16 protein-coding genes are annotated in these 21,405 nt (G+C 72.0%); 4 read left to right on the plus strand and 12 right to left on the minus strand.

The genetic code is table 11. The features are described from left to right. Window positions 1-6: 6 nt before the first annotated feature. From FDO65_RS01115 to FDO65_RS01135, 5 genes are all read right to left on the minus strand, one after another. On the minus strand, window positions 7-1,317 hold the full coding sequence (locus tag FDO65_RS01115) for an ABC transporter permease (RefSeq protein WP_137447651.1): 1,311 nt from the start codon (window positions 1,315-1,317) through the stop codon (window positions 7-9). Beyond that, window positions 1,314-2,048: an ABC transporter ATP-binding protein gene (locus FDO65_RS01120; protein WP_137447652.1), complete on the minus strand. Its 735-nt coding sequence runs from the start codon at window positions 2,046-2,048 to the stop codon at window positions 1,314-1,316. Before FDO65_RS01120 ends, FDO65_RS01115 begins: the two co-directional genes overlap by 4 nt. Then, window positions 2,045-4,012, minus strand: a complete 1,968-nt coding sequence (locus FDO65_RS23005; RefSeq protein WP_166441992.1) for a peptidoglycan-binding protein — start codon at window positions 4,010-4,012, stop codon at window positions 2,045-2,047. The genes FDO65_RS01120 and FDO65_RS23005 overlap by 4 nt, the downstream gene beginning before the upstream one ends. 86 nt (window positions 4,013-4,098) lie before the next feature. Further along, window positions 4,099-5,310, minus strand: coding sequence for a hypothetical protein (locus FDO65_RS01130; RefSeq protein ID WP_137447654.1), 1,212 nt, complete (start codon window positions 5,308-5,310; stop codon window positions 4,099-4,101). Between the two features lie 260 nt (window positions 5,311-5,570). Then, complete coding sequence (locus tag FDO65_RS01135) at window positions 5,571-5,792, minus strand: dodecin (RefSeq protein WP_137447655.1); 222 nt, start codon at window positions 5,790-5,792, stop codon at window positions 5,571-5,573. A gap of 24 nt (window positions 5,793-5,816) precedes the next feature. Here FDO65_RS01135 and FDO65_RS01140 point away from each other — a divergent pair, with 24 nt between their 5' ends. From FDO65_RS01140 to FDO65_RS01155, 4 genes are all read left to right on the plus strand, one after another. Beyond that, window positions 5,817-6,584 (plus strand): SDR family oxidoreductase, encoded by a 768-nt coding sequence (locus FDO65_RS01140; protein WP_137447656.1) that lies wholly within the window; start codon window positions 5,817-5,819, stop codon window positions 6,582-6,584. A 342-nt stretch (window positions 6,585-6,926) separates the two neighbouring features. Beyond that, window positions 6,927-8,411: an amino acid permease gene (locus FDO65_RS01145; protein ID WP_420847507.1), complete on the plus strand. Its 1,485-nt coding sequence runs from the start codon at window positions 6,927-6,929 to the stop codon at window positions 8,409-8,411. A 184-nt stretch (window positions 8,412-8,595) separates the two neighbouring features. Next, a complete protein-coding gene (locus tag FDO65_RS01150) occupies window positions 8,596-11,034 on the plus strand; it encodes a RelA/SpoT family protein (RefSeq protein WP_276606793.1) in 2,439 nt (812 codons plus the stop codon). 73 nt (window positions 11,035-11,107) lie between these two features. Then, entirely contained in the window at window positions 11,108-11,689 is a 582-nt protein-coding gene (locus FDO65_RS01155; RefSeq protein ID WP_137447658.1) for a phosphatase PAP2-related protein, read from the plus strand. Here FDO65_RS01155 and FDO65_RS01160 read toward each other — a convergent pair. The 7 genes from FDO65_RS01160 to FDO65_RS01190 all read right to left on the minus strand — a co-directional run bounded on the left by FDO65_RS01160 (window position 11,655) and on the right by FDO65_RS01190 (window position 21,367). Continuing rightward, a complete protein-coding gene (locus tag FDO65_RS01160; RefSeq protein WP_137447659.1) occupies window positions 11,655-13,469 on the minus strand; it encodes a histidinol-phosphate aminotransferase family protein in 1,815 nt (604 codons plus the stop codon). The two genes, FDO65_RS01155 and FDO65_RS01160, sit on opposite strands and share 35 nt — an antisense overlap. Before the next feature lie 76 nt (window positions 13,470-13,545). Beyond that, window positions 13,546-15,093: a PucR family transcriptional regulator gene (locus FDO65_RS01165; RefSeq protein WP_137447660.1), complete on the minus strand. Its 1,548-nt coding sequence runs from the start codon at window positions 15,091-15,093 to the stop codon at window positions 13,546-13,548. After that, window positions 15,090-16,127, minus strand: coding sequence for an S-methyl thiohydantoin desulfurase domain-containing protein (locus FDO65_RS01170; protein ID WP_137447661.1), 1,038 nt, complete (start codon window positions 16,125-16,127; stop codon window positions 15,090-15,092). The genes FDO65_RS01165 and FDO65_RS01170 overlap by 4 nt, the downstream gene beginning before the upstream one ends. 31 nt (window positions 16,128-16,158) lie before the next feature. After that, complete coding sequence (locus FDO65_RS01175) at window positions 16,159-17,274, minus strand: DUF917 domain-containing protein (protein ID WP_137447662.1); 1,116 nt, start codon at window positions 17,272-17,274, stop codon at window positions 16,159-16,161. Beyond that, entirely contained in the window at window positions 17,271-18,374 is a 1,104-nt protein-coding gene (locus tag FDO65_RS01180) for a DUF917 domain-containing protein (RefSeq protein WP_137447663.1), read from the minus strand. Before FDO65_RS01180 ends, FDO65_RS01175 begins: the two co-directional genes overlap by 4 nt. After that, window positions 18,371-19,930 (minus strand): hydantoinase/oxoprolinase N-terminal domain-containing protein, encoded by a 1,560-nt coding sequence (locus FDO65_RS01185; protein ID WP_137447664.1) that lies wholly within the window; start codon window positions 19,928-19,930, stop codon window positions 18,371-18,373. Before FDO65_RS01185 ends, FDO65_RS01180 begins: the two co-directional genes overlap by 4 nt. Before the next feature lie 99 nt (window positions 19,931-20,029). Continuing rightward, window positions 20,030-21,367 carry a purine-cytosine permease family protein gene (locus FDO65_RS01190; protein WP_137447665.1) on the minus strand — a complete coding sequence of 446 codons (1,338 nt, stop codon included), beginning with the start codon at window positions 21,365-21,367 and terminating at the stop codon, window positions 20,030-20,032. Window positions 21,368-21,405: the final 38 nt, after the last annotated feature.

The raw sequence follows: 21,405 nt of genomic DNA on the forward strand, positions 1-21,405 counted from the left end.
CCCGGCTCACAGGCCGCCGCGCATGGCGGCGATCGGTTCCAGGGCCGCGGCCTTCAGCGCCGGGTAGGTCCCGGCCAACACGCCGATCGCCGCACCCAGCAGCGGTGCGATCAGGGCCAGGCGGACGTCGAGGATCGGCGTCCAGTCCCGGAGCAGGGCCGTCACGACGACGGCCAGCACGCCGACCGCCGTCCCGATCAGCCCGCCGAGCAGGCCGATCAGGCCGGACTCGGTGAGGAACTGACCGGCGATGTGACGGCGCCGGGCGCCCACCGCCCGCCGCAACCCGATCTCCCCGGACCGTTCCAGGACGGACAGCAGGGTCACGTTGGCGATGCCCAGGCCGCCGACCACCAGGGCCACCGCCCCGAACGCCAGGAACAGGGTGTTCACGTCGCCGGTGACGTCCTGCGACAGGCGGCCCGGGGTCGGCGGGACCTGCAGGCTGATGGTCTGCGGGTCGTTCGGGTGCAGCGCGATCGGCAGCTGGGTGCCGACCTGCTGGGCGGCGCCCACCGCGGTCCGGACGTCGAGCTGCTGCGGTCCGGTCAGCCCGAACCGGGCCTTCGCGGTGCCGTCCGGGACGACCACGGCGTCCAGCAGGTCGGTGCGTCGCTGCACCTCGGCGAGGATGCCCAGCACGAGGTAGGGCCGGTCGCCGAGGAAGACGCTGGGTTGCCGGTCCAGGCGGGTGATGCCGAGTCGCTCGGCGGCCCGCGTTCCCAGGACAACGACCGGGTCGCCGCGCTCGGAATGGCCGGCGTCGAACATCCGGCCGGCCGACAGGACGCCCAGCTCGGCGCCCAGCAGGTCGCCGGAACTGGCCACCACCGACAGGTCGACGCCGGTGGTGGACCCCAGGACGCCGGTGTCCACCCCGCTGAAGCGGAGCCCGCCGACGTCGACCGGCGAGTAGGTGGCCGCGGCCTCGACCCCGGCCAGCCCGGTGGCCCGGACGACCGCGTCGGCGGGCAGGGCCGGGGTCGCTCCCGGCTCCCCGGTGTCGTCGCCGAACGACCCGCCGCCGGGAGCTCCGGTGGCCGGCTGGGCCACCACGCGGGTGGCGCTGACCGCGTCGAACCGTTGGGCGATCTGCCCGGCGGCCGTCTGTGCGAGACCGAGCGTGGCGACCAGCGCCGCGATACCGGCGACGCAGCCGGCCATGGTCAGGATGAGCCGGGCCGGTTTGGCGCTGATGCTCAGCACGCTCTCGTCGAACAGGTCGAGCAGGGTGAACCGGGAACGCGGCGGCCGGTCGGGTGTGTGCGGTGAAGGCTGGTCGGTGGCCGGGTCGGGGCGGACCAGTTGGCCGGTCATGCCGCCGTCACCCGGCCGTCGGACAGTCGCACGACCCGCTCGGCACGCCGGCTCACCGCTTCGTCGTGGGTGATCACGGCGATGGTCATGCCGCCGGCGTGCAGTTCGGCGAACAGGTCGAGCACCGCGGCCGCGTTGGCCTGGTCGAGATTGCCGGTCGGCTCGTCGGCCAGCAGCAGTGACGGGCCGGTGACCAGCGCCCGGGCCACGGCGACGCGTTGCCGTTCGCCGCCGGACAGGGTCAGCGGCCGGGCGTCGACCCGGTGGCTCAGGTGGACCCGGTGCAGCGCCCGCGTCGCGCGCTCCCGCCGTTCCCGGCGGCCGACGCCCTGGTAGACCAGGGGCAGGGCGACGTTGTCGACCAGGCTGCGGGTGGGCAGCAGGTGGAACGCCTGGAAAACGAACCCGATCCGGCGGCCGCGGACGGCGGCGCGTTGCGCTTCGCCCATCGCCGACACGTCCAGGCCGTCGAGCCGGTAGGCGCCGGCGGTCGGCCGGTCGAGCAGACCCAGCAGGTGCAGCATCGTCGACTTGCCCGATCCGGACGGTCCGACGATTGCGACGTACTCGCCGCGGTCCAGCCGCAGGTCGACGCCCCGGAGCACGTCGACCACCGGCGGGCCCGGGAACGAGCGGCGGATGTCGACGAGCTCGACCACCGGCACCGGCGGCCCGTCGAGAACGGCCGCGCCCCCGCCACCGTCGGCCGCTGGTCCGGTCGACACGCTCATCGCCCGACGACGACGGCGTCGCCGGCCCGCAGGGTGTCCGCCCCGGTGGCGGCGGGAGCGCCGTCCGCGGTCAACGGAGTGACCTCGGCCTCGCCGCCGGCCGACAGACCGACTGTGACCGGTTGCTGGCGGGTGGTGACGCCGTCCGTCCCCACGATCTCCACCGACGTCGACCCGGACGCCTGGGTGAACAGCGCGGCGAGCGGGACGACGAGGACGTCGCCGTCGGTGCTGGCCACCGGGATGGTGACCTTGACGTTGGTGCCGCGCAGGGCGACGGCCTGGTCGGCCGGCAGGTTCTGCGGCTGCAGGGTGACCTCCTGCGAGCCGGTGGGGGTCTGCCCGCCCCCGCTCGTCCCGCCGTCGCCGGAACCGCCGTCACCGGAACCGCCGTTGCCGGAACTGCCGTTGTCGGCACCGCTGTCGCCGGTGGCGGCGGGCTTGCCGACCGAGACCACCGTGGCGTTCAGCTCGGGGAAACCGCGGGCCGTGAGGGTGGCGATCGCCCCGGGCTTGAGCAGGCTCGCCTCCTCGGCGGTGATCCGGGCTCGCACCGTCAGGTCCGCCGCGCTGACCCGCAGGAACGCCCCGGAGACGGTGGCGCCCAGCGAGGTGGTCACCTCGTCGACCCGTCGGGGCAGGGTCGGTAACCAGACGACCTCGGCCGCGGGCAGCGGGGTGATGGCCGCCGCCTGGGCGGCGGTCAGGGCGTCGGTGGCCTGCCGGAGTTGGGCGTTGGCGGCGTCGAGCGCGGCCTGGGCGCCGGCGGTGTCGGTCCGCAGCCCCTCCTCGCGTTGCGCCTGGGCGACGGCCAGCTGGTTCTTCGCCGCGGCGATCGCGGCGGCGTCCGGCGGGCCGGGCGTGCTGGCCCGGTCGAAACGGGCCTGGGCGGCCGACACCTCGGCGTCGGCGCGGCCGACGGCGGCCTGCGCGGCGGCGATGTCGCCGCCGCTCTGCTGGGTCGCAGTCAGCGCGTCGGCCGCCTGGGCGGCGGCGGCCCGGGCGGCGTCCAGGGCCGCCGAGGCCTGGGCGACGGCGGTCGCGTCCGGGGCGCTCCCGGTGTTCTGGGCGGTGTCGAGGGCGGCCTGGGCCTGGTCGACCGCACCCTGCAGGCCGAGCCGGGTGGAACGGGGCGGCCCGGCCTGGGCGGCCGCCAACGCCTTCTCGGCCTCGGCGTCGGCGGCCTTGGCCGCGTTCTGCTGCTCGGTGGCGGACGCGACCGCGGCCTGGGCCTCGGCGGCGGCACCCGGGGCCGGGTACTGACGGGAGGCATAGAGGGCGGCCACGGCGGCGGCGGTCGCCGCGTCGTACGTGCCGTCCTGCGGTCCGGGGTCGAAACCCATTCCGGCCAGGGCGGTCTCGAGTTGGGTGACGTCCGGACCGGTGGACCCGCCGCCCAGCGAGCGATAGGCGGGCAGGGCGCCGGGCAGGGCCAGCACCGGCCGGCCGGCGACCTCCAGGATCACCGTCCCGGCGCTGACCTCGGACCCGACCTCCGGCACCCGGCCGGTCACCACCGACGTGGTGCCCGCGGCAGCGGTGAGCTTGACCTCCACCGATTCGCTGAAGCCGATATCGCCGCGGGTGACCACCGTGGAGGAGAGCTGCCGGCTGGCCACCGGCACGGTGATCGGTCGGGCCGCCGGCGGTGCCGAGCGCAGCGCCGCGTCCGCGGGGGAGACGACGAGTGTGGCCGCCGCGAACCCGGCGCCGGCCATGACGACCGCGACGACCGCCGTCACCACCACGGCCCGGCGACCGGCCAGCCACCCACCCCGGGACGGGGGCGGCGCCGTCAGCTCGTCGTCGGTGACGGCCGGGCCCTGGTCGGCGGGCGGCGGGACGTCCGCCGCCGCCTCGTCGGGTGGGGCCTCGTTCGGCAGGGCGACCCAGCCGGGGCTGACGTCCACCGGGCGGGGTTGCTGCGGCAGCACCGTCGTCGGGTCGGTCGCGGATGGGTCCACGTCGGGAGAGTGCAGGACGCGGTCGAGAAAGGTCCCGTCGGGATCCGACGCTCCGCGCTGCTCGGGCAGGCGGTGGGTCCCGGTCATCAGCCGCCGCCGTTCATGGCGTCGCGGTACCGCTCGAGTTCGGCGCGGTTGTCGTCGACGAACTGCTGCTGCAAGCGCTGGTTCGCCTCGTCCAGGGCCTTCTGGTAGCCGGCCTTCTCGCGGCAGTCGAAGTCGGCGACGGCCAGTGCGATCTCCTCGCTCCGGAGGTCGGAATACCCCGGGGCGGTGGTCAACGGATTGCCGGTGACGAGAGCCGCGGTGGGCGAGGCGGTCTCGAGCTCGGACGGGTCCGGTTGCGGCAGCGACTCGTACAGCTTGTTGACGCGGTCGTTGATGCTCTGCTGGGCGGCGTCGACGGTGCTGAACCCGGGGTGTCCGGCGTCGGACATGCAGCTGCTCCAGTCGTCCTGCGCCTGCAGGACGGCAGGTTCCTTCATGCCCTGGTCCCACAGCTGCGACATCCGGTTCTGCAGGTCGGCGAACTCCTCGCCCTGCTGATATCCGGTGCCCCACACCTGCTCCTGAGCCTGGCCCCAGCAGCCCATGTCCTGCATGTCGACGGGGCCGGCGGTGGCCATGGTCGTCACCAGCTCGCTGAGCTGACTGCTTTCGGCGGCCGGGTCGTCCGGGGCCGACGGCGTCGGGGTGATCTCCGTACCGGCCGACGCGGTCGATGCCTGCGGCTCGGAGGTGCCGGTCACGGCCGTGACGCTGACGGTCGTCTCGGTGTCCGATGGCATCTCGGCCATCGACGATTCGGCCATCATCGGGGCGCCGTGCAGGGCGGCGTAGTAGGCCTCGCGCTCCGAGTCGCTCATCGCGTCGACGATGGCCTGGTTGGGATCCACGGGTTGGTCGGTCGGCTGGGGCATCGCCGACCACGGGTCGGTCGTCATGCCGTAGCCGTACTTCTCGGCGAACTCGCGGGTGCCCCATTGCGGGCCGGTGTCGATGGTGGTGTCGGTCATGACGGGCTGCACGAAGGGGCGGTACTCGAACCCTTCGGTCTGCATGCACGAGACGATGAGGTCCTGGACCTGACGTTCGCGGGCCGTCGACTCCTCGGGGGACACGCTCGGTCCGGTGAAGAACTGGTCCAGCGGGTAGGTGGTGGTCGGTGCCCCGGCCGTGTTCTGCGCCGAGCCCGCCGTGCCATCGCCGGGGCCGCCGGCCGCACAGGCGGCCAGGCTCCCCAGCAGGATCGATGTCGCGGCGGCCGCCGCCGCGAGGGTGACCCGTTTGATTCCCACCGCTCTGTCGTGCTGTCGACTCACCCTCGGACCCCCGTCCACGTGCGGATAGTGAGGCGCACTATGCCCTATCCGGGTGACAGCGGGGAGTACCGATATGTCGTAACCGTCCAATCACCGACCGCGGTCGTACCTGGTCCGGCGAGGGCTACGACCGTGGGGGCAGCGGGCCGGACGACGGGTGCTCGCGGAGGTGGACCGCTGTCGGGCGCACCGACCGGAGACGGTGGCGGGGCCGGCCGGGCCGGCCCCGCCCGCGCTCAGCTCTCGTCGTCGGCGTCCATCCGGAAACCGACCTTCATCCCCACCTGGTAGTGGGCGACCGCCCCGTCCTGGATGTGGCCGCGAATCTCGGTGACCTCGAACCAGTTCAGGCCGCGCAGGGTCTGCGAGGCCCGGGCGATGCCCGACTCGATGGCGTCGGCCAGGCCGTCCGGGGAGGTGCCGACGATCTCGGACACCGCGTACACGTGTTTGCTCATGCGCGGCATGCTAGACCTGCGGCTATGAGCGAGCAGGGCACAGTGGCGCGCCGGGTGGCGGTGGTGACCGGGGCCGGGACGGGCATCGGGAAGGCGGCGGCCCTGGCGTTGGCCGACCGCGGCTGGACGGTGGCGGCGGTGGGGCGCCGCCCCGATCCGCTGCACGAGCTGGCCGGGCAGGTGGGGGGCGACGGACGCGTCACGGTGCATCCGGCCGATGTCAGCGACCCGCTCGCGGTCGACGCGCTCTTCGCCGATGTCGTCGCGCAGCACGGCCGGGTCGACGTGCTGTTCAACAACGCCGGGGTGTTCACCGCCGCCCACGAGCCGGACGAGATCCCGCTCGATGACTGGCATCAGGCGGTGGCGGTCAACCTGACCGGGGCGTTCCTTTGCGCGCGGGCGGCGTTCGGGGTGATGCGCCGGCAGACGCCTCGCGGTGGCCGCATCGTCAACAACGGGTCGATCTCGGCCCAGGTGCCCCGGCCATGGTCGCTGCCGTACACCACCACCAAGCACGCCATCACCGGGCTCACCCGTTCGCTGGCCCTGGACGGCCGGCCGCACGACATCGCCTGCGGGCAGATCGACATCGGCAACGCGGCCACCGAGATGACCGCCGGGTTCGCCGACGCCGTCCGTCAGGCGGACGGTTCGATGCGCGCCGAGGCCCGGATGGACGTCGCCGACGTCGCGCGGGCGGTTGTCTACATGGCCGAGCTGCCGCTGTCGGCGACCGTGCTGTCGATGACGGTCATGGCGACCGGGATGCCGTTCGTGGGCCGCGGCTGAGCCGATCGGGTCACGTCCCAGGGGTACTCCGCGGCCGTGCGTTGCCGCCGGATCACATTCGTGTTCCCAGCTTCGCCGACCGGCCCTGGATTCCTGCATCCGGTGCCGCGCGGGCATACGCTCCGCCCCGTTCCACCACGGAGTGCCAGCACTCCGACACGGATCGAGGACGCACCGTTCCCGCTGAACGCGTTCAGCAGTCAGTTTGCGGGGCGATGCGCAGACAAGGAGCCCGCCATGGTCACCAGTCCGCCCAGTAGCGCAGGTGGACCCCCGGAGTCCGGGTCGCACCACCCGTACCACCGGCCGTCGCCGCAGGACACCGAGGGGCATCTCAAGGAGATGTTCTCCGAGGAGGAGGCCGGCTATCACAAGGGTCTCAAGGCCCGGCAGATCCAGATGATCGCCATCGGCGGCGCGATCGGGACGGGCCTGTTCCTCGGGGCCGGGGGTCGGCTGAACCAGGCGGGGCCGGCGCTGGTCTTCATCTACGCGATCTGTGGCTTCTTCGCGTTCCTGGTGCTGCGCGCCATGGGCGAGCTGGTGCTGCACCGGCCGTCCTCGGGGTCGTTCGTCTCCTATGCCCGCGAGTTCTTCGGCGAGAAAGCGGCTTTCACCGCCGGCTGGATGTACTGGCTGAACTGGGCGATGACCTCCATCGTCGACGTCACTGCGGTCGCGCTGTACATGAAGTTCTTCGGTCAGTACTCCGAGTTCATCAACTCGGTGCCGCAGTGGATATGGGCGCTGCTGGCGCTGGCCATCGTGCTCAGCCTGAACCTGGTGTCGGTCAAGGTGTTCGGCGAGATGGAGTTCTGGTTCGCCCTCATCAAGGTCGTCGCGCTGGTCGCGTTCCTGCTCGTGGGCACCTACTTCGTCATTTTCGGTACACCCATCGAGGGGCAGCAGGTCGGGTTCAGCGTCATCACCGACAACGGTGGCTGGCTGCCGAACGGCATCCTGCCGGCCATCGTGATCATCCAGGGCGTGGTGTTCGCTTACGCCGCGATCGAGCTGGTCGGCACGACGGCGGGGGAGACCGAGAACCCGGAGAAGGTCATGCCCAAGGCCATCAACACCGTCATCTGGCGGATCGCCATCTTCTACGTCGGCTCGGTCCTGCTGCTGGCCCTGCTGCTCCCGTACACCGCGTACCAGTCGGGCGAGTCGCCGTTCGTCACGTTCTTCTCGTCGATCGGCGTCGACGGCATCGGCATCATCATGAACCTGGTGGTGCTGACCGCCGCGCTGTCGTCGCTCAACGCCGGCCTCTACTCGACCGGCCGCATCCTGCACTCGATGTCGTCCGCCGGGTCGGCGCCGAAGTACGCGGGCCGGATGAACAAGGCCGGCGTCCCCTACGGCGGTATCGCGATCACCGCCGTGGTCACGCTGCTCGGCGTCGGACTGAACGCGGTCGTCCCGGAGGAGGCCTTCGAGATCGTCCTGAACGTCGCCTCGCTGGGCATCCTGTCGAGCTGGGCGATGATCGTCCTCTGCCAGCTCAAGCTCAAGCAGTGGGCCGACAAGGGCCTGCTGGAACGGCCGTCGTTCCGGATGTTCGGGGCGCCGTACACGGGCTATTTGACGCTGGCGTTCCTGTTCGCGGTGCTGGTGCTGATCGGTTTCGACTACCCGGTCGGCACATGGACCATCGGTTCGCTCGTGATCATCGTCCCGCTGCTGGTCCTGGGCTGGTTCGCGTGCCGCGAGCGGATCACCGCCATCGCCGAGCAGCGTTCCGGCGTCACCGGCGCCTACCCGGTGGTCGCCAACCGGCCGCCGGACAGCGCTCTCCGGCCGAAGGACACCCCGCCGGACGCCTGACCGTGACCGGCCGACGGCCCGCCGGGAAGACCACCCGGCGGGCCGTCGTTGCATCCGGTGGCGATGACGCGGCGGTGAACGTCGCCGTCCGGAACGCGTGGGCCCGGCAGAGGGCGACCGGGCACGGTCGTATGCTCGGACGACCATCGCAGGGCCCGGGCCGCCGCCGAGGGAGGGACGTGCAATGACAGCGAACATCGGTTCCGATCTCGCGGCCGAGGCCGCCGCCGTTCCGACCGAGGCCCGCGCGCCCGTCACGCCGTCGGTGTCCGGACGGACCGGGGTCGCCGACCCGGCCACCGCGGTCACCGCCACCCGACCCACCGTCGCCGCGGCCCCCGCGACCGCCGTGCCGGCGACCTCCGCGCCCACTCCGTCGGCCACCCGCCGGGTGCGGGCCCGGTTGACCCGGCGGATCAGCGGTCAGCGGTCCGGCACGGCGACCCACAGCGTCCTGGAACCGCTGTTCGCGGTGCACCGCACGCTGCATCCGAAGGCCGACGTCAAGGTCCTGCAACGGGCCTACGAAGTGGCCGAGAAGGCTCACAACGGCCAGTTCCGCCGGTCCGGCGACCCGTACATCACGCACCCGCTCGCGGTCGCGACCATCCTGGCCGACCTCGGCATGGACACCACCACCCTGATCGCGGCCCTGCTGCACGACACGGTGGAGGACACCCCCTACACGCTCGACTCGGTGCGCGGCGACTTCGGTGACGAGGTCGCCCACCTGGTCGACGGCGTCACGAAGCTCGACAAGGTCAAGTTCGGCGACGCCACCGAGGCCGAGACCATCCGCAAGATGATCATCGCGATGGCCCAGGACCCCCGGGTGCTGGTCATCAAGCTGGCCGACCGGCTGCACAACATGCGCACCATGCGGTTCCTGCCGCCGGACAAACAGGCTCGCAAGGCCCGCGAGACCCTTGAGGTGCTGGCCCCGCTGGCTCACCGACTGGGGATGGCGACGGTCAAGTGGGAGCTGGAGGACCTCGCGTTCTCGATCCTGCACTCGAAGCGGTACGACGAGATCGTCCGGCTCGTCGCCGACCGGGCCCCGTCCCGGGAGACGTATCTGTCCCGGGTCACCGAGCAGCTCAACACCGAGCTCTCGGCGGCGAAGATCCCCGGCCAGGTCGTCGGCCGCGGCAAGCACTACTACTCGATCTACCAGAAGATGCAGGTCCGGGGCCGCGAGTTCGACGAGATCCACGACCTCGTCGCGGTGCGCATCCTGGTCGGCTCGGTGCGGGAGTGTTACGCGGCCATGGGTGTGGTGCACGCTCTGTGGGCGCCGATGCCCGGACGGTTCAAGGACTACATCGCCCAGCCCCGGTTCGGGGTCTACCAGTCGCTGCACACCACGGTCATCGGCCCGGAGGGCAAACCGCTCGAGGTGCAGATCCGCACCCACGAGATGCACCACACCGCCGAGTACGGCATCGCCGCGCACTGGCGGTACAAGGAGACCCGCGGCACGCACACCGGCGCGCTGGCCACCGTCGACGAGATGGCCTGGATGCGGCAGCTCCTCGACTGGCAGAAGGAAGCCGGTGACGCCGGCGAGTTCCTCGACAACCTGCGCTACGAGATGGCGCACAGCGAGATCTTCGTCTTCACGCCCAAGGGCGACGTGCAGACGCTGCCGGCCGGGTCGACCCCCGTCGACTTCGCCTACGCCGTGCACACCGAGGTCGGGCACCGTTGTATCGGGGCCAAGGTCGACGGCCGCCTGGTGGCCCTGGAACGGCAGTTGACCAACGGCCAGATCGTCGAGATCTTCACCTCGAAGGCCCCGAATGCCGGGCCGTCCCGGGACTGGCTCGGCTTCGTCGCCTCCCCCCGGGCCAAGACCAAGATCCGCCAGTACTTCGCCAAGTCCCGCCGCGAGGAGGCGGTCGAACTCGGTAAGGAAGCCATCGCCAAGGCCGCCCGCCGCGCCGGTATGCCCGTCCAACGGCTCATCTCGCACGAGGCGCTGTCGCACGTCGGCAACGAGCTCGGCTACCGCGAGATCACCGCGCTCTACGCCGCGGTCGGCGAGAACCACGTCTCGGCCGCCACCGTGGTCGCCCGGGTGGTCTCCGTCCTCGGTGGGGAGGACGAGGTCGGCGACGACGTCGCCGAGAAGTCCGCATCCCCGGTACCGCGCCGGCGGCCCCGGGTCACCGGCGACGCCGGGGTCCTGGTCACCGGGATGTCCGACATCCAGGTCAAGCTGGCCCGCTGCTGCACGCCGGTACCGGGCGACGAGATCCTGGGATTCATCACCAAGGGCGGCGCCGTCTCCGTGCACCGCACCGACTGCACCAACGCCGACGCCCTGCACGCCGAGGCGAACCGTCTCGTCGACGTCACCTGGGACCCGACGTCGGCCTCGGTGTTCCTGGTGGCCATCCAGGTCGAGGCTCTGGACCGGGCCCGGTTGCTGTCCGACATCACCAAGACGCTGGCCGACGAGAAGGTCAACATCCTGTCGGCCAACCTGTCGATGTCCAAGGACCGGATGGCGATCTCCCGGTTCTCCTTCGAGATGGCCGACCCCAAACACCTCGGGCACCTGCTCCGCACGGTGCGGGGCGTCGAAGGCGTCTACGACGTCTACCGGGTCACCAGCGCCTGAGGTGACCCGGCGGTCGGTCTGGGTCGACGCGTTCCGGTCCGCACCGTGGCGGCGTAGTCTCCTGGTCGGTCTGGTGGCGTCGATCGCCCTGGCCTTCCTGGTCCCGGCGGTCTTCGCGGCCGTACGTCAGCGTCCGGGCGCAGTGCCGTGGGAGCCGGTGCTGCCTCATCTGCCCGCGCTGCAGCTGTCGGTCCCGATCTTCACCGTCCAGTACGCCACCATCGCCCTCGTCGCGGTGCGGTTGGTCCGGCGGCCGGGTCTGCTGCCCCGGGCCGTGCACGCCGTCGCCCTGCTCGTCACGCTGCGGATGGTGACGATCGGAATGGTCGCGCTCGACCCGCCGCCCGACCTGGTCACCTTGCAGGACCCGATCAACCAGCTGCTTTACGGGGGGATCGAGCCTCTGACCCGGGATCTGTTCTTCTCCGGGCACACTGCGCTCATGGTGCTGCTGGTCTTCCTGGCCGGACCGGGGGCGGCGCGTCGACTCGCCGCGGCCGCCGCGGTGGCCGTGGCGGTGATGCTGGTGCTGCAGCACGTGCACTGGACGATCGACGTGCTGGCCGCCCCCGCGTTCGCGGCCCTGGCCTGGTGGGTCAGCGGCCGGACGGCCCCGGCCGTCAGCGGCGTCGGGCCGGCGTCTCCCGGTCGGTGAAGACGGTCTGCACCACGGACAGGATGCGCGCCAGGCCGTCCTCGTCCTTGACCGCCACCCGAACGGCTCGTTCCCCGAGCACGGTCCCCATCGAGGTCACGTCGCGCAGGAAGACTCGGTGGGCAGCGGCTCGGGACACCAGGTCGGCCGCGGTCGGACCGCTCGAGGGCAGGTGGGCGAGCAGGAAATTGGCGACACCGGGCACGACGTCCAGGCCCAGTGCGGTCAGGCCGTCGGCCAGGCGGTGGCGCAGGACGGCGGTGCGCTGCCAGCGCCGCTGGTAGTAGTCGGGGTCCTCCAGGGCCCGCACCGCGGCCACCTGGGTGGGCAGGCCGACCGCCCACGGCGGTGACCAGCGCCGGAGTTCGGCGATCGCTTCGGGCGGACCGACGAGGTGGGCGACCCGTGCCCCGCTGAGCGCGTACGCCTTGGACAATGAGGTCACCACGAACACCGAGGACGACGCGGCGGCGAACGGCGCCACGGAGCCGAGGTGGTGGGCCACCGGCAGCCCGGGGGTGGCGTCGGCGGCCTGCGCGTACCGCAGGTACGTCTCGTCGATCCAGATCCGGGTGCTCGCCGGTAGTTCGGCCAGAGCCGTTCGCAGCTCGGCGGTGTCGACCAGGCGGCCGGTCGGGCTGTTCGGGTTGACCAGCACCGCGAGGTCGTACCGCGCCGCCCGCCGCACGAAGTCCGCCGCGTCGAGGTCGTAACAGTCGTTGCGGTGCAACGGATATCGATCCACCTGACAACCGATGACCCGTTCCAGGACGTGCGCGTACTCGCCGTAGCTGGGGTCGGGCAGCAGGACGCGGGACGCCGCGGTGAGCCAGCGACCGAAGGCCAGGTAGATCAGCGCCGAGGATCCCGCCCCCGGCAGGACCGCCGCCGGGGGCACCGACCAGGCCCGGGCCACCGCGGCGACCAGGCCGCTGGCGCCGGTCGGTGGCGAGGTGTGCAGCAACCAGGGCAGGTGCGCCGACACCGCGTCCAGCACGCCGGGGGCCGGTGGGAACCAGGCGTCCAGCACGTCGGCGTTGACCACCCCGTGTCGCCGGTCGAGATCGGCGAAGTCCTCGCCGATGGCCGCGAAGAAGGCGCCGCCGTGGAAGCAGCCGTCGTCGGTCCCGACCGGTTCGGTCGCCGTCGACGGTTCCGGCGAGCACCAGTCCGCGGTGGGGGCGGGGACGCCGGCGACATCCCACACGGCCGCGGTCAGGGCTGCGGTGACGCCGGGGTGGCCGGCCGCTGCGGCGACCAGCTCGGCGACCGACGCCGTCATCACCTCGTAATGCACCGCCCCGCTGGTCACCGGGAGCCCGACCGGGCGCAACCCGGCGCGTCGATACATCCCCAGCACCTCGCGGCGTCCCATCCCGATCACGCGGTCACCGCCCGCGACCCTGACCCGGTGCAGGGCGGCCGCCATCAGCACGGCCGCCATCCGTCCGCCGCGGGCCCCGCCGGGCACGGTCAGCAGTCGGATCTCGAACACGGACTCGCCGGGACGGATGGGCAACCGGTCCCGGTCCAGGTACTTCTCGAGCGACCACCGGCCCGCCGACGGCGGGGTGATACTGACGAAGCCGACCACCGTCGACCCGTTCAGCGCGACCAGGTAGTCGTTCGTCGGATCGAGGGCGTCGGTCAGCCGGCCCTCCGGGGTCGGACGGTGCTGACCCAGCTCGACCGCGTAGATCGCGTGTCGCAGACGGTAGATCTGTTCGCGCTCGGCCGGGCCGGCGAGGGCCAGACGAAGCGGTGCGGTGACCGGCCCCATCCGACGAGGATCGCATCCGGATCACCCGTTCCCGACCCGATCGTCCGAAAATGACGCTCCGGCGGGTCGCCCCGGCTCAGCGCAGCACGGCCCGACAGGCCAGGTGCAGCGCGAGCCGTACCCCGGGATCGTGCATGTCGACACCCAGGATCTCCTGGATGCGTTGGACTCGGCCGGTGACGGTGTTGCGGTGCACGCCCAGGGCCTCGGCGGTGGCGGCGATTCCCGACTCGTGGTCCAGGTAGCTGGTCAACGTCACGAGCAGCACGTCGTCGTCGGCCCGACCACCGGCCGGGTCGCCCCCGCGCAGTGGCGCCAGCAACGACTGCGCCGCGGGCAGGAAGGTGTCGTTCTCGGTGCGGGCCAGCAGCAGTTGCTCCAGGCCCAGACCGTCGACCCGGACGAACCAGTTGTTGGCCGAGCGTTCCGCGGCGATCCGGGCCGCGTCGACCGCCTCGCCGATGGTGACGGCCAGGCCGGTGCGGTCGGCCTGCAGCGAGCCGATCCCGGTGGCGACGTTGAACGTCCGGCGGAGGTTCTCGTGCACCGCCCGCAACTGGTGGACATGGCGTTCGAGGTCCCGCGGCGTCGGGGCGGGGACGAAGCGCAGCCAGGCGGTGACTCCCCGGCCCTGGATGGTGGCGAGCGTCTCGATGCCGAGCGCCTCCAGACCGGTGCGGACCGCGCGGAGCAGCGCGAACCCGTCGACCCGGGTGCGGCCGATCACCCGGAAAGCGAGGTGGTGCCCACTCGTCCGCCAGCCCCGCTCGGTCATCCGGCGGTCGACGTCGGCGTCGTAGGTCTCGCCGAGATCGAGGAAGTCGCGCAGCAGATCGGAGGACACCGACGCATCGGTGACCGAGGCAACCTCGTCGATGAGGATGCGCGCCGCGACCGCGGGCATGGCGATCTCCGCGGCGACCGCCAGGGCGTCGAGTTGGCTCTCCCCGATGCCGGCGGCGAAGAAGGCCAGCCGCAGGCCCGGTCGGGACGGGCTGTCCAGCCGGACGGACGCGACGGACAGCGCCGGGGTGTGCACGATGCTGGTCCACCGGTCCCACTGCACCAGCTCGACCCACAGCCGTCCGACGTCGACCGCCGAGCGTTCGTCCCGGTACTCCTCGAGCACCCCGGAGGTGTCCAGCAGGGCCACCCCGCTGTTCGTCACCGCCGACAGATGGCGCAGCAGGTCGCCGAGATCCCTTGCTCCGTAACGGAAAGCGGACGTCAGCCGGCGCACCAGGTCCAGGACGACGGCGTCGCGGGCCAGGGCCAGCCGCCAGCACGCCTCCACCAGCTCGAACGGCCGGGCCACCGTCAGCACCGTCAGGCCGACCCGGTCGGCCAGTCGGCGGGCTCCGCTGTCCAGCTGGTCGGCCCCGGGGACGGCCAACCCGCGATAGCCGTACTCGTGCACCCGCCGGAGGATCGCGTCCACCCGCCACGGTTCGTGGGGCAGCGGGGTGGCGACGACGGCGAGCCGGCCCGCGCCGGCCGGGTCCAGCTGGTCCTCGGTGAGAGCCGTTGCCGCAGTCGGCCAGTGGCCGTCGACCGGACCGGCGACGAGGCGAAGGCCCCCGCTGCGCGACTCGGCGAGCAACGCCGACAGGCCGAACCCGCTCACGGCGTCACCGTCGGTTCCAGGCCCACGACCCCGTAGGCGGACGGCACGACGCGGCGGAGACGATGCGGTCGGGCGGTCCACCAGGACGGCGCGGCCAGCTCGATGATCGCGACGTGGTGCGCGGGGGAGAGGTCGGTGATCTGCAGCACCGATCGGGTGCGGACGTCGAGCACGGCCAGCAAGTTGGGCGCGGCACTGATCACCTCGCCGTCGGTCATGAGCGCCAGTGTCTCCGAACCGGTCACCAGGCGGTGCACGACATCGTCGGACGAGGCGAGCTGGTAGGTCTGGATCTGCGGGTCGACGGGGTCGGTCAGGACCGAGTGGATGCGTCCCTGGGCCAGCAACCGGCCGCCGAGGGCGGTCGCCAGGTCATCCATCGGTGCCTCGTGCGCCGCGGTGAAGCGCCGGCCGAGTGATAGAGCCCGGCTGACGGTCCCCGTGCAGGCGTGCTCGGCCAGGTCGCCCACGGTGAACCCGCCGATGACGACGGCGCCGGAACCGCCGGACAGGCGCAGCGCGGCCCGCACCATGGCCTCGGCTTCCGCCGGGCGGGGCTGATCGACGACGCCGACCCCGTTGCCGGTCGTGGTCGCCACCACCAGGCCGGGCAACCCGTCGACGAGCAGGGTGATCTGATCGATCCCCGACAGCGCGCGACCCATGGTGTCCGCGTCGACGAGGGTGCGCCCCGCGGCGACGACGAACCCGGTCAGCCCGTTCAGACCGCCGATCTCGAGCGTGCACAGGGCCGGGATGCGGTGGCCCAGCCACCGTTCCACCGCGGCCATGGCCTGATGGATCTGGTCGGGATCGGGCAGGCGTTCGGTGATGACGATCGGGGAGCCGCCGACGGCCACGGTCATGCAGGGCGTGGCCGGATCCAGCTCGTCCACCCCGACGACGTCCACCGGCCAGTCCGCGGCCTGGGCCAGCAGACGCAGATGGGTCGGGCCCCCACCGCCGCCCGCGCCGAGCAGCGCGGAGCCGACGGCGAGGGCGTCGATGTCGCTGCGGTCGACGCGGAAGCCCACGAACGCGCAGCCTACTGGCGGGCCGGTCCGGTCAGTCGGTCGCCGGGACCGGGGCGCTGGCGCCCTTCTCCACGGGGAGGAACTCTTCGGTCAGCCCGAACGCCACCGGGCCGAAGGTGGCGAGCGCTCCCGGGGTCCGCATCAGATCGGGCGTCGAGATCCCCAGCACCCGGACCCGCTGGCCGTAGCGCAGCCGTTCGGTGGTGATCGGTTCGGCGCTCTCGTGGTCGAGGACGCAGATCAGGTCGGGCACGATCGCCAGCAGCTCGTCGCCGCGGTGGGCGGTCAGGTTCTCGTTCTGGAAACCGATCACCAGGTCCGGCCCGTCGCCCGTGGGGGCGATCCGTACCCGGCCGCGGGCGAACCCCTCGGTGGTGCGGCGTTCCACGTCGACGATCTTGCCCTCGAACAGGTCGGCGACATGGGAGTAGCCGGTGGGGGCGAGAGCCGCTGCGATGGCGGTGAACGGCGACCGCTTCTGTTCCCGGGCCACCCGGATGGCGCGGCCGAGCGCCAGCGCCATGGAGATGGTGCGGGGGACCGCGGTGCGGCGCACGTCCGCGCCGCTCATCGCGTACTCGGCGATGTGGCCGACCCCGCCGAGGCGGATGGTGACGGCCCGGGCGAGCCACTCGAGTTGCTTGTCGTCGTCACCGGTGTCGATCACGACAGTCTCACCGCGCTCGCCGGCCAGGGCCAGCGGCGACCCGTGCACGCCGTAGACCGCGAAGGTCTCCATGGACAGCTCCGGGAACGCCCGGCCCATCCCATCGGCGTCCACGACCGGCAGACCGGTCTCCGCGGCGACCAGGAACGGGATCATCGAGTTCACGCCACCGCACTCGATCGGCATGGTGGCGTCCGCCTGCCGGCCGAGGTGGGACTCGAGCGTCCGCAGGGCCAGCGTCGGTTCGGTGCCCGCCGGCAGTTTCTCGATCATCACCGTCGGCGCGCCCATCTGGGCGGTCGGGATGACGAACGCGTCATCGGCCAGATCCGACGGGTCCAGGACGGTGATCGACCCCGTCCCGAGGACCTGCTCGACGAGCTTGGACCCGATGTACGGATCGCCGCCACCACCGGTGCCCAGCAGGGTCGCCCCGCGGGCCAGGTCCGGCAGATCGGCCGCGGTCAGCTGCCAGCTCATGCGGAGACCTCCGAGATCTGCCCGTCGAAGATCTGCCCGTCGAACCGGCGCGCGGGGACGTCGTAGCCGAAATAGCCCGGCCCGACCATCGCCAGCCCCGCCGCCGAGTGCCATCGCGGGTCGCTCGGCGCTGCGATCACCCGGACCCGCTGGCCGTACCGCAGCCCCTCGGTGGTGACCGGTTCACCCGTGTCGTGCTCCAGCACGATGATCAGGTCGGGGGTGGTGGCGAGCACCTCATCGCCCCCCGACGAAGCGATGAGGTGCTCGTTCTGGAAGCGCAGCGTCAGACGCGCGCCGTCGGCCCCGGTGAGGGTGGCCGTGCCCCGGGCGAACCCGGTGGTGGTGGCCCGTTCCACGTCGACGACCTTGCCGGCGAACAGCTCGCGGCCGGCCAGGATGTCGACGGCGCGGGTCACCGGGTCGGTCTTGTCGAGGCGGGCCTGGGCGATACCGGCGCCCAGGTGCAGGGAGCGCTGCAGGGAGTCACGGACCAGCGACTCGCGGGCCTGGGCACCGCTCATCGCGAAGCCGCAGATCATGACGGAGCAGCCCATCTCGACGGCGGAGACGCGCACGATGCGCTCCGTCCACGAGTTGTCGATGGTCTGCACGACGCCGACGTTGCCCTTCTCGTCGGCGAAGGCCAGCGGGGAGGCGCTGATCCCGGACAGGGTGGGCAGCACCATCTGCAGTTCCGGGAACGCCCGGCCCATGCCGTCGGCGTCCAGCAGCGGCAGTCCGAGAGCGGCCGCGGCGGCGATCGGGATGGTCGAGTTGACCCCGCCGATCTCCGCGCAGGCCACGTGCGTGGCCGGCCGGCCGAGGTGCGCGTCCATGGCGCGGACCGGGGCGATGATCGACTCCAGGGTGGGCAGCTTCTCCACCATGACGGTGGGGGCGCCCAGCATGCCGACGGTGATGACCAGGGCGTCGTCGTCGAGTTCGTCGAGCGGGACCGCGGTGACGGGGCCGTGTTCGGTGATGGCCTGCCGGGCCAGCAGGGCGCCGATGTAGGGATCGCCCCCGCCGCCGGTGCCCAGCACGGCCGCGCCCCGGGCCAGGTCGCTGATGTCGTCGAAGCCGATGGACCAGCTCATCGGGCGTCCATCTGCAGATCGCCGACGGCCTTGACCCGCATGCGGGTGGCGTTGCCGGGCAGGTACGGGATCGGCACCTCGTCGAAGTCGACGATGGCCACCGAGTCGGGCCGGGCGCCGGCGGCAATGGCCTTCTCGACCGCCTCCTGCTTCACCGTGGCGATCGTCTCCTCGCGACGGCTCGGCTCCACGGCGACGACCTTGTCGATCTCGCCGCCGACCTGCGCGATGGAGGCGCCGATGGCGTTGGCGACGGAGTAGTTCTCCGGCCGGTGCACCGTGCCGAACAGGGGGAGCTCGTCGGGCAGCAGGATGGAGCCGCCGCCGACGGCGACGACGGGGATCGGATCCGGGGAGGTGCGCATGCGGTCGACGGCCTCGGCCACCCGCTCGGCGATGCGGGCCAGGACCCGGTCGACGAACGCCGGGTCCAGGTGCGCCACCTTGCTGCGGTCGCCGATGTCGGCGCGGCCGGCGGCCACCGCGATGTCGGTGGCCGTCAGGGTGGAGCCGCCGAAGACCAGCGCCTCGGTGGTGAGGCGGTAGCCGACGGATCCCGGGCCCACCTCGGCGGTCTCGGGATCGACGAGGCTGCCGCCGCCGATGCCGATGGACAGCACGTCCGGCATGCGGAAGTTGGTGCGGATCCCGGCGACCTTGACCTCGCCGGCGGTCTCCCGGGGGAACCCGCCGACCAGCAGGCCGACATCGGCGGTGGTACCGCCCACGTCGACCACGGCGCAGGTGGTCAGGCCGCTGGTGACCGCGGCGCCCCGCATGGAGTTGGTCGGCCCGGAGGCGAACGTGGCCACCGGGTAGCTGCGGACGAAGTCCTCGTCCATCAGCGTGCCGTCGTTCTGGCTGAGGTAGATCGGGGCGGTGATGCCCTGGGCCCGGGCCGCCGCGGTCAGCCCGTCGACGATCTCCCCGGCCAGCTCGCGCAGCGCGGCGTTGATGACGGTGGCGTTCTCGCGTTCGAGCAGACCGATGCGGCCGATCTCGTGGCTCAGCGAGATCGCGACCGGGGTGCCGTCCTCGGCGAAGACGTCGCGGACGATCTGTGCGGCCTGCACCTCGAGGTCGTGGTTGACCGGTGAGAAGACGCTGGAGATGGCGACCGACCGGATGCCGTGCCCGCGCATGTCACGGGCGTGCGCGCGCAGCTCTTCCGGGTCGAGCGGAGAGATGGGTCGCCCGTCGAACTCGTAGCCGCCGTGGGCCAGGTAGGTACGGGCCGACAGGGCGTCGACCAGCTCGGCCGGCCAGTCGACCATCGGCGGCAGCGACCTGGTGGCGGGCAGTCCGAGGCGGAGTGCGGCGGTCGGGGCGAGCCGCTTGGCCTCGACCAGGGCGTTGATGAAGTGCGTGGTCCCGATCATCACGGCCTGGATCTCCGGGCCGGTGAACTGGTGCTGCTCACGGAGAGCCTCGATGGCCTGCACGATGCCGGTCGTCACGTCCGGAGTGGTGGAGTGCTTGACCCCGGCCAGCGTGGTGGCGCCGTCCATGAGGACGGCGTCGGTGTTGGTGCCGCCGACATCGATACCGATGTGCATCGAACTGGTTCTCCTGTGGCTGATCGCCGTTGGGTGCGGTGTTGGGGTGGGGCTCGGTGCGGAGCACGGCGAGATGGGCCGTGCCCCGCACCGAAGTGTTCAGGCCCGGCTGGGCGCCGCCGCGGCGGTTTCCTCGGGGGTACGGGTCTGACCGAGACCCTGGACGAGCCCGACCTTGCCGGCCGCGATGTACAGGACCATCGACAGCACGAGGCTCAGCACGGAGGGGATGCCCCAGGTGACGAAGTAGCCGACCAGGGACGAGACGGCCCAGATGATGAGCGTGGCCGGCACCAGCCGCGGGGCGGTGGCGGGCAGCACGTCGTTGCGACGGCTGGACTCCAGGTCGCCGCGCCAGCGTCGGACGATGAAGTACTCGGCGACCATGATCCCGGCGATCGGCGGGAACACGACCGACAGCACGATGAGGAACTGCATGAAGTTCTGCAGGATGCCGGCGGCGGCCAGCACCGTCCCGGCCACGCCGAGGAAGATCGTCGCCGGGACGCGGTGCAGCTGGCGGCGGAAGGACACCGAGATGAAGTTGAGCAGGCCGAGCGAGGCCGAGTAGAGGTTCCAGTCGTTGATCTTGAGCGTGCCGGTGATGACGATCAGCAGACCGACGAACCCGATGGACGACGTCACGATGGCCACGATGTCGCCGCTGCGGGCGGCGTGGGCCAGCAGCACCCCGGCCAGGCCGATCACGAACTCGCCGAGGGTGACGCCCACGACGGTCTGCTTGACGACGTCGCCCGGAGTGCGGTTGAACCGGGTCATGTCGCCGGTGATGATCGCGCCGACGATGACGCCGCCGGCCACGATGCCCGACCCGACCAGGACCGAGATCTCCGGACCGGCGGGGGCGCTGGTCAGCAGGCTGCCCAGGTCGTGACGGGAGAGCTCGGCGATGACCGACCAGGCGACCAGGACCAGGAAGAGCGGCACGGTGATGTTGGCCAGCACCTGCATGCCCTTGAAGCCGAAGGCCACGATGCCGGTGACGGCCAGGCCGACGATGACGCTCCACAGCCAGCCGGGGAGGGCGCCGGGCATCAGTGAGTCCAGCGAGCTGGCGGCGATGGCCGACTGGATGCCGAACCAGCCGATGAGGCTGATGCCGACGGCCAGGCCGACGATCGAGGCGCCGACCTCGCCGAATCCGGTCCACCGGGCGAGCAGGGCGGTGTTCAGGCCCTCGCGCTGGGCGATGATCCCGACGAGGCACATGATGACCTCGACGATGATCGAGCCGAGCAGGATCGCCAGGAACGCGTTGGCGAAGGTCATGCCGTAGCCGAGGGTGGCGCCGAGTAGGAACTGGGAGAGCGCGGAGATCTGCCCGAACCGCTGCACGGCGATGCCGAACCAGTGCTTGCGTTCGGTCAGTGGCACCCGCGCCAGGGTGTAGTCGTCGATATGTGCGCTGCCGGACATGGCGTGCTCCTCAGAGGGTCCAACCGTGGGAATCCTGA

Origin of the sequence: Nakamurella flava, from assembly GCF_005298075.1 — a bacterium.
Lineage (GTDB): Bacteria > Actinomycetota > Actinomycetes > Mycobacteriales > Nakamurellaceae > Nakamurella > Nakamurella flava.